Source organism: Serratia sp. K-E0102 (assembly GCF_029962625.1).
Taxonomy (GTDB): domain Bacteria; phylum Pseudomonadota; class Gammaproteobacteria; order Enterobacterales; family Enterobacteriaceae; genus Serratia; species Serratia sarumanii.
The window spans coordinates 4645403-4660692 of record NZ_CP124754.1; the positions used below are offsets into that span (position 1 = coordinate 4645403).

Here is a 15290-nt window from a genome sequence, read left to right on the forward strand (position 1 = left end):
ACCCGCAAAAAACACAACCACACCCACCGTTCTCAATCTGGCTAAGGAAAACCTGCATGTTGGCATTACTCACGCGTTTATTCCCCCTGTGGGCGATACTGCTGTCCGTCGCCGCCTATTACACGCCGACCACCTTTACCGGCATCGGCCCCTACGTCAGCCCGCTGCTGATGCTGATCATGTTCGCCATGGGCGTCACGCTGCGGCTGGACGACTTCAAACGCGTGCTGGCGCGCCCCGGCCCGGTGGCGGCCGGCATCTTCCTGCACTATCTGATCATGCCGCTGGCGGCCTGGATCCTGGCGATGCTGTTTCGCATGCCGCCGGATCTGTCCGCCGGCATGGTGCTGGTGGGCAGCGTGGCCAGCGGCACCGCCTCCAACGTGATGATCTATCTGGCCAAGGGCGACGTGGCGCTGTCGGTGACCATCTCGGCGGTCTCGACGCTGGTGGGCGTGTTCGCCACGCCGCTGCTGACCCGTTTGTACGTCGACGCCGAAATCAGCGTCGATATCATGGGCATGCTGCTGAGCATTCTGCAGATCGTGGTGATCCCGATCGGCCTGGGCCTGATCGTCCACCATACCCTGACCAAAACGGTGAAACGCATCGAGCCGCTGCTGCCGGCGCTGTCGATGGTGTGCATCCTGGCGATCATCAGCGCGGTGGTGGCGGGCAGCCAAAGCCATATCGCCTCGGTCGGTCTGGTGGTGATCGTCGCGGTGATCCTGCACAACGGTATCGGTCTGCTGAGCGGCTATTGGGGCGGCAAGCTGTTCGGCTTCGACGAATCCACCTGCCGCACGCTGGCGATCGAAGTCGGCATGCAGAACTCCGGGCTGGCGGCCACGCTGGGCAAAATCTACTTCTCACCGCTGGCCGCGCTGCCGGGCGCGCTGTTCTCGGTCTGGCACAACCTTTCCGGTTCGCTGCTGGCGGGTTATTGGTCCGGCCGCCCCATCAAGAAAAAATAAACCACCTGTAGGGACGCAAACAATTGCGTCCCTTTTCTTTCCTGCGAAATTTCGTATTTCCCACTGGTCGGATTGTCATAATTCCCCTCATACCCTATCATCCGTGAAAAATAAAAATTCAGATTCTTCCTAGCCATGCCGATAATGTTGGCAAGAGGAAGAGACGTTCTACTTTTTTTAATTAATTAAGTCGCCAGGGTTGCCCGCCATAAAAGAAGCAGCCTAATTATTATTTAGATATATACCCACCGTCTTATTTGCCGCGGCAAATCAAGATACCTCGCAATGTGCATGTCGCTCATTATTTCGGGCCGGCCGTCGGCCGCCCGTGGTTAACCTCATGGATTGGGCTGGCTGCCCCGGCGGCCTCTCATAATGGATTACAATGATAAAAAAAATCACCGCTTTGACGCTGTTGGTCAGCACGGCCCTTTCCGCCGAAACCCTGCCGGACGCCCACATGATGCGGGATATGTCGATGGGGGAGTCGCGCCGCGCGCTGCAAGACAGCACGCGTGAAGTCAACCAGTTGATTGAGCAACGCCGCTACCAGCAGCTGAAGCAGCAACGCTTGCTGGCGGAGCCGGAACCGGCCGCGCCCGCCCTGCCGCAGTCCGCGCAGTGCCTGCCGATCGCCGGCGTTTATCTGCAGGGCGTCACCCTGCTTTCGCCGGCCGATTTATCCGCCCTGAGCGCGCTGCCGGAAAACTGCATCAGCAGCAACGATATCAATCGCCTGACCCGTGAATTAACGCGCCTTTATGTGCAAAAAGGCTATATCACCGCGCGCGTGCAAATTGTTCGCCCTAATTCACAGGGAGAATTGGGATTAAGCGTCACCGAAGGATTTATCGAGAAAATAGAAGGCGGCGATCGCTGGGTCAACAGCCGTTTATTATTTCCAGGGCTGGAAGGCAAGCCGTTGAAATTAACCGAGCTCGACCAGGGATTGGATCAGGCCAACCGTTTGCAATCGAATACCACCAAGCTGGATATATTGCCCGGCCGCCAGGTTGGCGGTTCGGTCATTCGTTTGCGCAATCAGCATGCCAAGCCCTGGCTGATTACCGTCGGCACGGATAATTACGGCCTAAAAAGCACCGGCCAGTGGCTGGCTCGCGCCACCGCCACGCTGGACAGCCCGTTCGGCCTGTCGGACTTCGTCAGCCTGAACGCCAACAGCACGCTGGAAAACCCGGCTCACCGCTATAACCGCGCCTATACCCTGCTCTATTCGTTGCCGTACGGCGCGTTCACCTTCAGCGGGTTCGCCAGCTTCTCGTCCTACGAGAACCACCAGCAGCTGCCGCACAACCTGGTCAAACTGCACGGCCAGACCCAGCAGTACGGGCTGCGCAGCGACTACGTGTTTTACCGCGATCGCGATCAGATAGACAGCCTGAGCGGTCAGTTGACCTACAAGCGCATCGACAACTACTTCGAAAGCGTGCGCCTCGAGGTCAGCAGCCCCACCCTGACCCTGGCCGAACTGAGCGCCAGCCACCTGCAAATTCTGCCCAACGGGGTGTTCAGCGCCAACCTCAGCGTCGAACAGGGCCTGCCGTGGCTGGGGGCCGGTCGCCACCCAAGCTCGGTGCACCTCGACAGCCAGTTCACCAAAGGCAAGCTGTTCGCCAACCTCAGCCAGCGCCTTCACCTGGGTAACGCCACCTATCAGCTCAACAACCTGTTCTACGGCCAGTACAGCCGCGACCCGCTGCCCGGCGTGGAGTGGCTGAGCCTTACCGATCGCAGCGCCGTGCGCGGCTTCAGCCGCAGCACCCAGTCAGGCGACAACGGCTGGTATCTGCAGAACACGCTGTCGCGCAGCTTCAATCTGGGTGCCACCACGCTGACGCCGCGCCTCGGCGCCGACGTCGGCCGCATTTTGCCGCGCCAGGACAGCTCGGGGTGGCGCAGCAGCGCCGGCCTGAGCAGCGGCGCCACGTTGCGCTATCGGCAGGCGCTGGTCGATCTCGAGGTCAGCCGCGGCTGGATCTTGTCGAATCACGCCACGCCGGAAGATCCCGTTCAGGTACTGGCGCGCTTTTCTTACACCTTTTAATCAGCAGTTTTGCAGGACCCCACGGCAATATACGGAGAAACATGGATGAAAAATAATAACTTCAGGCTTTCAGCAGCGGGCAAACTGGCCGCCGCGCTGGCGATTATTCTCGCCGCTTCCGCCGGCGCCTACGCCGCGGAGATCGTGGCGGCCAACGGCGCCAACGGCCCCGGCGTTTCCACCGCCGCGACCGGCGCGCAGGTGGTCGACATCGTCGCGCCGAACGGCAACGGGCTGTCGCACAACCAATACCAGGACTTTAACGTCAACCAGCCCGGCGCCGTGCTGAACAACTCCCGCGAAGCGGGACTGTCGCAGCTGGCCGGCCAACTGGGCGCCAACCCCAATCTGGGCGGGCGCGAAGCCAGCGTGATCCTCAATGAAGTGATCGGCCGCAACCCGTCGCTGCTGCATGGCCAGCAAGAGATCTTCGGCATGGCGGCCGACTACGTGCTGGCCAACCCGAACGGCATCAGCTGCCAGGGCTGCGGGTTCATCAACACCAGCCGCTCCTCGCTGGTGGTCGGCAACCCGCTGGTGGAGAACGGCCTGCTACAGGGCTACAGCACCCTGGACAACCGCAATACCCTGAGCCTCAACGGCGTCCTGAACGCCGGCGGCGTGCTGGATCTGATCGCACCGAAGATAGACAGCCGCGGCGACGTGATCGTGCAAGACTTCACCCATCGCAACGGCAGCGTGACGCCGGCGGCGATCAACGCCATCAGCGGCCATAACCGGGTGGCGCGCGACGGCAAGGTGCTGGCCAGCGTACAGCCGACCACGGCGCTGGACAGCTACTACCTCGGCAGTATGCAGGCCGGGCGCATCAACATCATCAACACCGCGCAGGGCAGCGGCGTGAAGCTGGCCGGCACGCTGGCCGCCGGCGACGAGCTCAAGGTAAAAGCCTACGATATTCGCAGCGAAAGCCGCGTTGAGGATGCCAGCAGCAACCGCAACAGCGGCGACAACTACCAGAACTACCGCGGCGGCATCTACGTCAACGATCGCAGCAGCAGTCAGAAGCTGACCCGCACCGAGCTGAAAGGCAAGAACATCAGCCTGGTGGCGGATAACCACGCGCACCTCACCGCCACCGATATTCGCGGCGAAGACATCACGCTGCAGGGCGGCAAGCTGACGCTCGACGGCCAGCAGTTGAAACAGACCCAGGGCCACACCGACGACCGCTGGTTCTACTCCTGGCAATACGACGTCACCCGTGAGCGCGAGCAGCAGCAGCAGGCGGGCAGCACCGTCGCCGCCGGCGGCAACGCCACACTCGTCAGTACCCGGGAAGACGTGAACCTGTTGGGCGCCAACGTCAGCGCCGATCGGGCGCTGAGCGTCAAAGCGGCGCGCGACGTGCACCTCGCCGGGCTGGTGGAGAAGGATAAGTCCACCGAACGCGGCTACCAGCGCAATCACACCTCCAGCCTGCGCACCGGCAGTTGGAGCAGCAGCGACGAAAGCGAGAGCCTGAAGGCCAGCGAACTGCGTAGCCAGGGCGAACTGACCTTGAAAGCCGGCCGCAATGTCACTACCCAGGGCGCCAAGGTCCACGCCCAGCGAGATCTGACGATCGACGCAGACAGCCAGATCCAGGTCGGGGTGCAGAAAACCGCCAACGCCAAAGCGGTACGCGATGACAAAACCTCCTGGGGCGGCATCGGCGGCGGCGACAACAAAAACAACAGCAACCGCCGCGAGATCAGCCACGCCTCCGAGCTGACCAGCGACGGCACCCTGCGCCTGAACGGCCAGCAGGGCGTCACCATCACCGGCAGCAAGGCGCGCGGCAAGGAAGGCGGCCTGGTCACCGCCACCCAGGGCGGCCTGCGCATCGACAACGCGCTGAGCACCACCGTAGACAAAATCGATGCGCGCACCGGCACCGCCTTCAACATCACCAGCAGTTCGCACAAGGCCGACAACCGCTACCAGAGCAGCACCGCCAGCGAGTTGAAGTCTGACACCAACCTGAAGCTGGTCAGCCGTAAGGATACCGACGTGATCGGCAGTCAGGTCACCAGCGGCGGCGAGCTGAGCGTGACGTCGCAGACCGGCAACATCAACGTCAAGGCCGCCGAACAGCAGCAAAAAATCGATGAGCAGAAGACCGCGCTTACCGTCAACGGCTACGCCAAAGAAGCCGGCGACAAGCAATACCGCGCCGGTTTGCGCATCGAACACACCCGCGACAGCGAGAAAACCACCCGCACCGAGAACCACGGCGCCACCCTCAGCGGCGGCAGCGTGAAGCTCGAGGCGGAGAAGGACGTGACCTTCAGCGGCTCCAAACTGGTCGCCGACAAAGGCGACGCCAGCGTCAGCGGCAACAAGGTTTCGTTCCTGGCGGCCGACGATAAAACCACCTCGAACACCGAGCAGACCAAGATCGGCGGCGGTTTCTATTACACCGGCGGCATCGACAAGCTCGGCAGCGGCGTGGAAGCCGGCTACGAGAACAGCAAAACGCAGGCGCAGAGCAGCAAGGCGGTCACCTCCGGCAGCGACGTCAAAGGCAACCTGACTGTCAACGCCCGTGACAAGCTGACCCAGCAAGGCGCGCAGCACAGCGTCGGCGGTGCCTATCAAGAAAACGCCGCGGGCGTCGATCATTTGGCCGCCGCCGACACCGCCAGCAGCACCACCACCAAAACCGACGTCGGCGTGAACATCGGCGCCAACGTCGATTACAGCGCCGTGACCCGCCCGGTCGAGCGCGCGGTCGGCAAGGCGGCCAAGCTGGACGCCACCGGCGTCATCAACGACATCGGCGGCATCGGCGCGCCTAACGTCGGCCTGGATATCGGCGCGCAGGGCGGCAGCAGCGAAAAACGCAGCAGCAGCTCGCAGGCGGTGGTCAGCTCGGTGAAAGCCGGCAGCATCGACATCAACGCCAAAGGCGAAGTGCGCGATCAGGGCACGCAGTATCAGGCGAGCAAAGGCGCGGTCACGCTGACGGCGGACAGCCACCGCAGCGAAGCCGCGACGAACCGCCAGGAAGAGCAGAACCGCGATACCCGCGGCAGCGCCGGCGTACGCGTCTACACCTCCACCGGCAGCGATCTGACCGTAGACGCCAAGGGCGAAGGCGGCACCCAGCGCAGCAACAGCAACGCCAGCCAGGCGGTGACCGGCACGATCGACGCCGCCAACGGCATCAACGTCAACGTGAAACAAGACGCGGTCTATCAGGGCACCGCGCTGAACGGCGGCAGCGGTAAAACCACCGTCAACGCCGGCGGCGATATCCGCTTCGATCAGGCCAGCGATAAGCAGAGCGAAAACCACAGCGGTTTCAACGTCAAAGCCTCCGCCAAGGGCGGTTTCACCGCCGACAGCAAAAACTTCGGCGCCGGCTTCGGCGGCGGCACCAACAACGGCGAAAGCAACAGCAGCACCGCGCAGGTCGGCAACGTCAGCGGCCAACAGGGCGTGGAGCTGAAGGCGGGCCGCGATCTGACGCTGCAGGGCACCAACGTCAAGAGCCAGGGCGACGTCACCCTGAGCGCGGGCAACAAGGTTGCGCTGCAGGCGGCGGAATCGACCCAAACGCGTAAGGAGAACCAGCTGTCCGGCAATATCGATCTGGGCGCCGGCAGCAGCGACAGCAAGGAAAAAACCGGCGGCAGCCTCTCCGCCGGCGGCGCCTTCGACATCGCCAAGGTGAATGAGTCCGCGACCGAACGCCAGGGCGCCACTATCGACTCAGACGGCAAGGTCACCCTGTCCGCCAACGGCAAAGGCGATGACGCGCTGCATCTGCAGGGCGCCAAGGTCAGCGGCGGCAGCGCCGCGCTCGAGGCGAAAAACGGCGGCATCCTGCTGGAGTCCGCCAAGAACGAGCAGCACAAGGACAACTGGAGCCTGGGCATCAAAGCCAACGCCAAAGGCGGCCAAACGTTCAACAAGGACGCCAACGGCAAGGTCGATCCGAACACCGGCAAAGACACCCATACGCTGGGCGCCGGTCTGAAGGTCGGCGTGGAACAGCAGGATAAAACCACCCACGCCAACACCGGCATCACCGCGGGCGACGTGGCGCTCAACAGCGGCAAGGACACCCGCCTCGCCGGGGCGCGCGTCGATGCCGACAGCGTACAGGGCAAGGTGGGCGGCGATCTGCGCGTTGAAAGCCGCAAGGACGTCGAGAAAGGCGTGAAGGTGGAGGTGGATGCCGGCCTGAGCCACAGCAACGATCCGGGCAGCAGCATCACCTCCAAGCTGTCGAAGGTGGGCACGCCGCGCTACGCCGGGAAAGTGAAAGAGAAACTGGACGCCGGGGTGAATAAAGTGGCCGACGCCACCACCGACAAGTACAACAGCGTGGCGCGTCGTCTCGATCCGCAGCAGGACACCACCGGCGCGGTCAGCTTCAGCAAGGCCGACGGTAAAGTGACGCTACCGGCAACGCCGGCCGGCGAGAAGCCGCAGGGCCCGCTGTGGGATCGCGGTGCACGCACCGTCGGCGGCGCGGTGAAAGACAGCATCACCGGGCCGGCCGGTCGCCAGGGGCAGCTCAAGGTCAATGCCGACGTGGTGAACAACAACGCGGTCGGCGAGCAGTCGGCGATTACCGGTAAGCACGGCGTGGCGCTGCAGGTCGGCGGCCAAACCCAACTGACCGGCGGCGAGATCCGCAGCCGGCAGGGCAAGGTGGAACTGGGCGGCAGCAAGGTCAGCCAGCAGGACGTCAGCGGCCAACGCTATCAGGGCGGCGGCCGCGTCGATGCGGCGGCCACGGTAGGCGGGCTGTTAGGCGGCGCGGCGAAGCAAAGCGTCGACGGCAACGTGCCGTTCGTCAGCGGCCATGCTTCGACTCAGCAGGCGGACGCCAAAGCCGGCGTGTTCAGCGGCAAATAACGCACCTCTCCTGCACAACGCCCCCGATGAAAACCGGGGGCGTTTTTTTTACAGCGTGCTCGGGGTGTCTTCCCAGTCGCGATCGTCGTCCTTGGCATCCTGGTCCAACACGTTGTAAGCCACGGCGCAGAACAGCGAGTTCAGGCGCTTCATGTCCCCCAACAATCCCAAATGCAACGAACTGGTCTCGATGCTCTGCACGTTTTGCTGATGCAAGCGATCGACGTGCGCGTGCGCGTAGCGGCGATCCAGAATGCGGAAGCGATGCTTGGAACGGCGCAGGCGCTTGGCACTGGTGACGTCGCCGGACAGGAACACCGACAGCCCCAGGCGCAGGTTGCCGATCAGCCGCTCGTGCAGCCCATCCAGTTCCGCCAATCCTTCCGCCGAGAAGGCGCGGCGCGCGGCGTGCGACTTGGCGCCCACGTCGCCGGCCATGCGCTCGATGATGTCGCCCGCCTGTTCCAGGTTAAGCGCCATTTCGATGATTTCCGCCCAGCGGCGCGAGTCTTCCTCGCCCAGATCTTCCTTCTGGATCTGCGCCAGATACAGCTTGATGGCGGTGTACAGCACGTCGACGTCATCGTCGAGGCGCCGCACTTCTTTATCCACCCCTTGCTTGCCGTGCAGCACTTCGCGCTGCAGGATCATCATGTGTTCCACCACGTCGCCCATGCGCAACGTTTCGCGCGCCGCATTGGCCAACGCCAGCGTCGGCGTGTCCAGCGCGCTGGCGTCCAGATGACGCGGCCGCATGCGCGGATCGTCGGCCGCCACGTCGACGATCAGCCGCTCGCACAGCGTCGCCATCGGCCCGGCCAGCGGGATCATCACCAGGCAGCGGATCAGGTTGTAGAACACGTGGAAGTAGATCACCAGCTCTTCGCTGCCGCCCGGCAGCTGAGCCATCACATCCGCCAGATAGGAAACGAACGGCAGCACCAGCACACAGCCCACCAGCTTGAACAGCAGGCTGCCGAGCGCCACGCGCCGCCCGGCGGCGTTCTGGCCGCTGGCGTTGATCATCGCCAACAGGCCGCTGCCGAGGTTGGCGCCGATCACCAGGCAGAGCGCCACCTTCAGCGAAATCACGCCGGACGCGGTCAGGGTGGCGGTCAGCAGCACCGCCGCCAGGCTGGAATAGCTGACGATGGCGAACAGCGCGCCGGTCAGGGCGTCCAGCATCACGTCGCCGGTCAGCGACGAGAACAGCACTTTCACCCCGGCCGCCTGGGTGATCGGCGTGGCGGCGGCCACGATCAGCTCCAGCGCCAGCACGATCAGCCCAAGGCCGATCAGGACGCGCCCGATCTGGCCGATCCGCATCTGCTTGCGGCTGAGGAACAGGAAGACGCCGATCAGGATCAGCAGCGGCGACAGCCAGGAAAGATCGAAGGTCAGCACGCGCGCCATCAGCGCGGTGCCGACGTCAGCGCCGAGCATGATCACCAGCGCAGGCGCCAGCCCCACCAGCCCCTGCGCAACGAAAGAGGTCACCAGCAGCGCCGTGGCGTTGCTGCTCTGTACTAGCGCGGTCACGCCGATGCCGGAAACGAACGCCAGCGGCTTTTTCTCAACGCTGTCGCTCAACACGCGCCGCAGATTGGCGCCGTAAACCCGCATGATCCCGGTGCGCACGATGTGGGTGCCCCACACCAACAGCGCCACGGAGGAAAGCAGGTGAAGAAGGGTCAGCACGGAAGATACGCTCCATTAACGCCCGGCCAAAGGAGGCTGGTACCCGATGCCTGTCAGGCGGTGCGGAAAGACGGAACGGTTCTGTTCGCCTTAGCCGCAGCCGGTAGGCCAAAAGATGACGGGTACAGCGCGCGGTCCCGCCTGCCGGGCGTAGGTCTGGCAGGACAGCGGGCGGGCGGCAGACCGCAGAAGAGAAGGGTTAATGCGGCGGCGGAAAGGCCCCGGCGCCGCGCTGCGAAGTCATGCAACTTCCCGCAATACAACAGGTTCCAAGTGTAGCCCAATTTGCTCGCCGTCGGGCCGCAGGTCGGTCACCGACCGGTTGAGCACGTCAACCAGCAATTCTACACCGCGAACCTGAATCCGATAGCGTACCACATTCCCGAGCAAACTGTGGCCCAGGATCACCCCGCCGATCCCCTGCCCGGCCGGCAACAGGCCGATCGATTCGGGCCGGATCGCCACCTTGCCGACATAGCTGCGCCCGGTCAGTTGGGCGGCCTGTTCGGCGGTCAGCAGGTTATAGTTGCCGATAAACCCGGCGGCGAAGGCATCCGCCGGCTGGGTATACAGGGTTTCCGCATCGCCGCTCTGCACGATCTGCCCCTTGTTCATCAGCACGATGCGATCCGACAAGGTCAGCGCCTCTTCCTGATCGTGGGTGACGAAGATCGCCGTCAGGTTCAGCTCGCGTTGAATGCGCCGGATCTGCTCGCGCAGGTGTTTGCGGATGCGCGCGTCCAGCGCCGACAGCGGTTCATCGAGCAGCAGCAGCCGCGGGCGAGTGACCAGCGATCGCGCCAGCGCCACGCGCTGACACTGGCCGCCCGACAGCTGATGCGGATAGCGCTTCGCCAGATCGCTCAGCTCCACCAGCGCCAGCACCTCCTGCACCCGCTGGCCGATCTGCCCGGCCGCCAGCTTCTGCATTTTCAGCCCGAAGGCCACGTTGCCTTCCACCGTCATATTGGGAAACAGCGCATAGCTTTGGAACACCATGCCGATGCCGCGCTTTTGCGGCGCCAGCGGCACCAGATCCTGACCCTGCAACAAGATTTGCCCGCTGTCGACCGGGGTCAGGCCGGCCAGACAGCGCAGCAGCGTCGATTTGCCGCAGCCGCTCGGCCCCAGCAGGGTGACGAACTCCCCCTCTTCGGCGGTGAAATCGATATCCTGAAACACCTGGGTCTGGCCATAGTGTTTGTTCAGGCGGGTGACGTTGAGATAAGCCATCAGGTTAACCCTTGTTTTTATTCAGCAGGTTCGCCAGCCAGGTGACGAGCAGCACCACGGCGAAATAGGAGATGACCAGCGCGCTGGTAAAGTGCCCGCTGCCGTTGCGCATGTTGTACAGGTAGACCTGCAGCGTTTCATACTGGCTGCCCACCAGCAGGTTGGCGAACACGAACTCGCCGATCAGGAACGAGAACGACAGCAGCACGGCGATCGTTCCGCCCTTACGCAGGTTCGGCAGCACCACCCACAGCGCCGCCTGCCAGGTGCTGGCGCCGAGCAGGTGCGCGGCGTCCATCAGATCGCGCAGGTTGATCGCCTGCATGTTGTTGCTGATGGCGCGGTAGATAAACGGCAGCGCGATGGTGAAATAGCAGCCCACCAAAATCCAGGGAGTGCCGAGCAGCGGCAGCGGATCGGCGGCGAACAGCTGCATCAGCCCCACCGCCGACACCACCGGCGGCACGGCGAACGGCAGCAGAATCAGCACGTTCATCACCGCGTCCAGCCTGGGGAAGTAGTAAGCGATCACAAACATCGCCGGCAGGATCACCACTACCGACAGCAGCAGCGTGCCGAAGCAGATCAGCAGCGAGTGCCACAGCGCCTGCAAAAAGCGCGGGTCGCTCCACAGCGCCGTCAGCCACTTCAGGGTAAAACCGTCCGGCAAAATGGTGGCGCCCCACTGGGTGGCCAGCGCGTAAATCAGCGTCGCCGCCAGCGGCAGCAGCAGGATCAGCAGCAGCAGGCCGGTCACCGTGCGATGGTACAGGCGTTCAGCACGCGACATGAGCATTCTCCATCCGATTATGAGCGCGCATTGAGGTAGCTCCTGCGCAGCATCCATTGGTGGATCACCGTGATAAACGCCATCATCACCACCAGCAGCATCGCCAGCGCGCTGGCCAGGTTCGGATCGAGGGAGATATCCCCCGCCACCAATGCCGAGATGCGGATCGGGATCACGTTGAAGTTGCCGGTGGTCAGCGCGTACACCGTAGCGTAGGCGCCCAGCGCGTTGGCCAGCAGGATGACGAAGGTGCCCATCAGCGCCGGCGCCAGCACCGGCAGGCCGATATGCCGCCAGTAGCGCCAGGGGCCGGCGCCGAGCAGCGCCGCCGACTCGCGCCAGTCGGCGCGCAGCGCGTCGAACGCCGGATACAGCAACAGCACCCCCAGCGGGATCTGGAAATAGGTATACAGCACGATCAGGCCGCTCTTCGAATAGAGATTGAAACTCTCCATCAAACCGTATTTGCGCAGCAACAGCGTCAGGCAACCGTTCAGCCCCAGCAGAATGACGAAGGCGAACGCCAGCGGCACCCCGGCGAAGTTGCTGGTCATGTTGGTGAACGACATCACGAAGTCATGAAATCGGGTCTGGCCGAGCTGGCGCAGCGAGTAACTGCCCACTAACGCAATCAGCAAGCCGTAGACGCTCGACCACAGCGAGATCTCCAGCGAGAACTGAAAGGCCTGCAGGTAGAACGGCGAGGTGAGGATATCGACATAGTTGCCCCATCCCCAGCCGCTACTCTCGCTGAAAAAGCTGTGAACGGCGATCCACACCAGCGGGGCGATCTGAAACGCGCCGAACAGCACGATAAACGGCAGCAGGCACAGCGCGGCGATCCATTTGGTTTTGCCGTTCATCGCGCATCCTGCGCCAGCAGCGCCCGGCAGCGCGGCTTGTCGTGCGGCACCTGCAGCAGATCGCAGATCGTACCGCACAGCTCGGTTTGCTGCGGATCGGCATCGTCCTGGCTGAAGCCCGAGCCGAACACGAACAGCGGCACCTGGCGCTCTTCCGGCAACACGCCGCCGTGGCTGCGATCGTCGTTCATGCCGTGATCGGCGGTGACCAGCACCTGATAACCGGCCGCCAGCCACTCGGGCAGATAGCGCGACAGCGAGCCGTCGGCGCGCCGCGCCGCGTTGCGGTACTGCGGCGAAGAGAGGCCGAAGCGGTGCCCGGCGTCGTCGATGTTCATCGGGTGGATCAGCAGGAAATCCGGCTGATGCCGCAGGCGCAGGCTTTCGGCGTCGTCGAACAGATGGCTGTCGGGGTAGCCGTCGTCGTAATAGAAATGCCCGTGCTGGATCGGCAGCTCGGGGGCGTCGGTATGGCGGTCGCGCGCGGCGTCGAACGGCGTGCGGTTATACAATTCGCTGAACCAATGATACGCGGCGGCGGCGGTGGTCAACCCGGCGGCGCGCGCGTAATGAAACACGCTTTGTTGATGAGAAAGGCGCGAGACGTGGTTGTGCACCACGCCGCTCTCCACCGGCGTGACGCCGGTGAGGATGCATTCATACAGCGGCCGGGAGAGCGAGGGCAGCTCGCTCTCCAACAGGTACAACCGTCCGCGTCCCGCCGCGCATTCGGCCTGCAGATAGCCCATGGCGTCGTGCGCCACCCGGTAGTTGAGGCCGTCCAGCAGCACGAGGATCGTTTTCATGGTGCGTTAACTCACTGCTGCATAAACATAATGACGTTTTCCTGCCACAGACGCGGCAGCGCTTTGGCGCTCTGTTCCCAGGCCGCCGGATCGGCGATCGGGTGCGCGTTCTTGTACTGCTCGGCCGGCAGCAGCTTGGCCTTGACGTCGTCCGGCAGCGTCAGATGCTCGGCGCGGATCGGGCGCGCATAGCCGCGCGCCAGGTTGATCTGGCCGGCGTCGGAGAAGATGTATTCGCGCGCCAGCTTGGCGGCGTTCGGGTGCTTGGCGTATTTGTTGATGATGGTGGTGTAGCCGGAGGTGATCGAGCCGTCCGACGGGATCAGCACTTCAAAACGGGTTTTGTCGATCTGATCGCGGTAGTTCAGGCCGTTGAAGTCCCACACCACGCCAACCTGCACTTCCCCTTTTTCCAGCGATGCGATCACCGGGTTACTCAGGCTCAGACGGCCGGCCTTGGCCAGCTTGCCGAAGAATTCCAGGCCCGGCTTGAGGTTTTTCTCGTTGCCGCCCATGGCGTAGGTGGCCGCCAGCACGCCGCTGGCCGCCTGCGACGCGGTGCCGACGTCGCCGATGGTGACCTGATAGCTGCCCTTCAGCAGATCGGCCCAGCTGTGCGGAATGTCTTTCACCTGCTGTTTGTTGATGATGAAGGCGATGGTGCCGGTGTAAGCCAGCGCCCAGTGGCCGTCTTGGTCTTTCGCCCACTCCGGCACCTGATCCCAGGTAGAGGGTTTGTACGGCTGCGTCACGCCCTTCTGCACCGCCACCGGGCCGAAGGCCGCGCCGACGTCACCAATGTCCGCCGTGGCGTTGTTCTTTTCCGCATCGAATTTGGCGATCTCCTGCGCGGAGCTCATGTCGGTATCGACATGCTTCAGGCCATATTTGCTCAACAGATCTTGCCAGGTGCCTTTCCAGTTGGCCCAGCTGTCCGGCATGCCGACGCTGTTGACTTCGCCTTCTTTCTTCGCGGCCTGCTCCAGCGCCGCCAGATCGGTATCCGCGGCCCAGCTCATCTGGCTGGATAACACGATGGCACTGGTTAACACAGAAGCGCACAAACGTTTCATAACTGATGCTCCAGGTGGTAGTGTGGGGAGGGCTGGACTAGTCCAGCAAGGACCAAACCAATCTAACGGACGAATGTGATAATTATATGTCAGCTTAAAAAAGCGACGGTTTTATCACCCATTGCAACGGCGAAAACGCGACGCTGGTCTACCTTAAGGGAGGCCAAACGCACTGAAACGGGACACCCGCTGTATGAGTGAAGCACCGACGACCGTAGCCACCATCTGCCAAACGCTGAACGCGCGCATCGCCGCAGGCGAGTTCGCCGTGGGCGGCAAGCTGCCCTCCGAACGCGCCCTGAGCGAACAGTTCGCCACCACCCGCATTACCTTGCAGGAGGCGCTCGGCCAACTGGAGGCGCAGGGGGTCATCTATCGCCAGGTGCGGCGCGGCTGGTTCATTTCGCCCCCGCGTCTGATCTACAACCCGCTGCAGCGCAGCCATTTTCACGCCATGGCGCAGCAACAGGGGCGCGCCGCCCATACCGAGGCGATCGACAGCGCGGTAGTCACGCTCGACGCGCCGCTGGCCGGCCGGATGGCGCTGTCCCCCGGCGCCGAGGCCTATCGCATTCGCCGGCTGCGCTACATCGACGGGCGCGCGGTGCTGTACTGCGAGCACTACCTCAACCCGGCCTACTTCCCCGGCATACTGGACGAAGATCTGACCCAGTCGCTGACCGCGCTGTACGCCGCGCGCTACGGCATTCACTACGGCCGGGTGCGTTTCGACATGCTGCCCACCCTGCTGCCGCAGCAGGCCGCCGCCATGCTGAAGGTGACCTACGGCAGCCCGGCGCTGTTCATTACGCGGGTGAACCGCGATCAGCACGACCGGGTGATCGATTGCGACCTGGAGTATTGGCGTTACGATGCGCTGCACATCGACGTGGAAGCGCAGTAAATGACAAGGGCG

At 63.4% G+C, this 15290-nt stretch carries 10 protein-coding genes; 4 read left to right on the plus strand and 6 right to left on the minus strand.

Annotation, left to right across the window (positions count from 1 at the left end; genetic code table 11):
• Nucleotides 1-56 precede the first annotated feature (56 nt).
• The 3 genes from panS (at nt 57) to SSARUM2_RS22005 (ending at nt 7911) form a co-directional block, all read left to right on the plus strand.
• Nucleotides 57-974, plus strand: coding sequence for a ketopantoate/pantoate/pantothenate transporter PanS (gene panS / locus SSARUM2_RS21995; RefSeq protein WP_025304471.1), 918 nt, complete (start codon nt 57-59; stop codon nt 972-974).
• A 385-nt stretch (nt 975-1359) separates the two neighbouring features.
• Nucleotides 1360-3039 (plus strand): ShlB/FhaC/HecB family hemolysin secretion/activation protein, encoded by a 1680-nt coding sequence (locus SSARUM2_RS22000; protein WP_060439627.1) that lies wholly within the window; start codon nt 1360-1362, stop codon nt 3037-3039.
• A 45-nt stretch (nt 3040-3084) separates the two neighbouring features.
• Nucleotides 3085-7911 (plus strand): hemagglutinin repeat-containing protein, encoded by a 4827-nt coding sequence (locus tag SSARUM2_RS22005; protein WP_060453153.1) that lies wholly within the window; start codon nt 3085-3087, stop codon nt 7909-7911.
• 48 nt (nt 7912-7959) lie between these two features.
• On the opposite strand, the gene SSARUM2_RS22010 is transcribed toward SSARUM2_RS22005, so the two are convergent.
• The 6 genes from SSARUM2_RS22010 to SSARUM2_RS22035 form a co-directional block, all read right to left on the minus strand.
• Nucleotides 7960-9609, minus strand: a complete 1650-nt coding sequence (locus tag SSARUM2_RS22010) for a Na/Pi cotransporter family protein (RefSeq protein ID WP_033636226.1) — start codon at nt 9607-9609, stop codon at nt 7960-7962.
• A 240-nt stretch (nt 9610-9849) separates the two neighbouring features.
• Entirely contained in the window at nt 9850-10842 is a 993-nt protein-coding gene (locus tag SSARUM2_RS22015; protein WP_041036916.1) for an ABC transporter ATP-binding protein, read from the minus strand.
• A gap of 4 nt (nt 10843-10846) precedes the next feature.
• Entirely contained in the window at nt 10847-11632 is a 786-nt protein-coding gene (locus SSARUM2_RS22020; RefSeq protein ID WP_047570342.1) for an ABC transporter permease, read from the minus strand.
• Between the two features lie 17 nt (nt 11633-11649).
• Nucleotides 11650-12495, minus strand: coding sequence for an ABC transporter permease subunit (locus tag SSARUM2_RS22025; RefSeq protein WP_039569690.1), 846 nt, complete (start codon nt 12493-12495; stop codon nt 11650-11652).
• Nucleotides 12492-13301 carry an alkaline phosphatase family protein gene (locus SSARUM2_RS22030; protein WP_033649695.1) on the minus strand — a complete coding sequence of 270 codons (810 nt, stop codon included), beginning with the start codon at nt 13299-13301 and terminating at the stop codon, nt 12492-12494. The genes SSARUM2_RS22025 and SSARUM2_RS22030 overlap by 4 nt, the downstream gene beginning before the upstream one ends.
• 11 nt (nt 13302-13312) lie before the next feature.
• Complete coding sequence (locus tag SSARUM2_RS22035) at nt 13313-14374, minus strand: ABC transporter substrate-binding protein (protein WP_033649694.1); 1062 nt, start codon at nt 14372-14374, stop codon at nt 13313-13315.
• 193 nt (nt 14375-14567) lie between these two features.
• On the opposite strand from SSARUM2_RS22035, the gene SSARUM2_RS22040 reads away from it, so the two are divergent.
• Nucleotides 14568-15278, plus strand: coding sequence for a UTRA domain-containing protein (locus SSARUM2_RS22040; protein WP_060453154.1), 711 nt, complete (start codon nt 14568-14570; stop codon nt 15276-15278).
• Nucleotides 15279-15290 lie beyond the last annotated feature (12 nt).

Bases quoted from the DNA above. Each gene is read 5' to 3' on its own strand.
- SSARUM2_RS22020 (WP_047570342.1), bottom strand. From the start codon at position 11,632: ATGTCGCGTGCTGAACGCCTGTACCATCGCACGGTGACCGGCCTGCTG.
- SSARUM2_RS22025 (WP_039569690.1), bottom strand. From the start codon at position 12,495: ATGAACGGCAAAACCAAATGGATCGCCGCGCTGTGCCTGCTGCCGTTT.
- SSARUM2_RS22015 (WP_041036916.1), bottom strand. From the start codon at position 10,842: ATGGCTTATCTCAACGTCACCCGCCTGAACAAACACTATGGCCAGACC.
- SSARUM2_RS22030 (WP_033649695.1), bottom strand. From the start codon at position 13,301: ATGAAAACGATCCTCGTGCTGCTGGACGGCCTCAACTACCGGGTGGCG.
- SSARUM2_RS22035 (WP_033649694.1), bottom strand. From the start codon at position 14,374: ATGAAACGTTTGTGCGCTTCTGTGTTAACCAGTGCCATCGTGTTATCC.
- panS (WP_025304471.1), top strand. From the start codon at position 57: ATGTTGGCATTACTCACGCGTTTATTCCCCCTGTGGGCGATACTGCTG.
- SSARUM2_RS22040 (WP_060453154.1), top strand. From the start codon at position 14,568: ATGAGTGAAGCACCGACGACCGTAGCCACCATCTGCCAAACGCTGAAC.
- SSARUM2_RS22005 (WP_060453153.1), top strand. From the start codon at position 3,085: ATGAAAAATAATAACTTCAGGCTTTCAGCAGCGGGCAAACTGGCCGCC.
- SSARUM2_RS22000 (WP_060439627.1), top strand. From the start codon at position 1,360: ATGATAAAAAAAATCACCGCTTTGACGCTGTTGGTCAGCACGGCCCTT.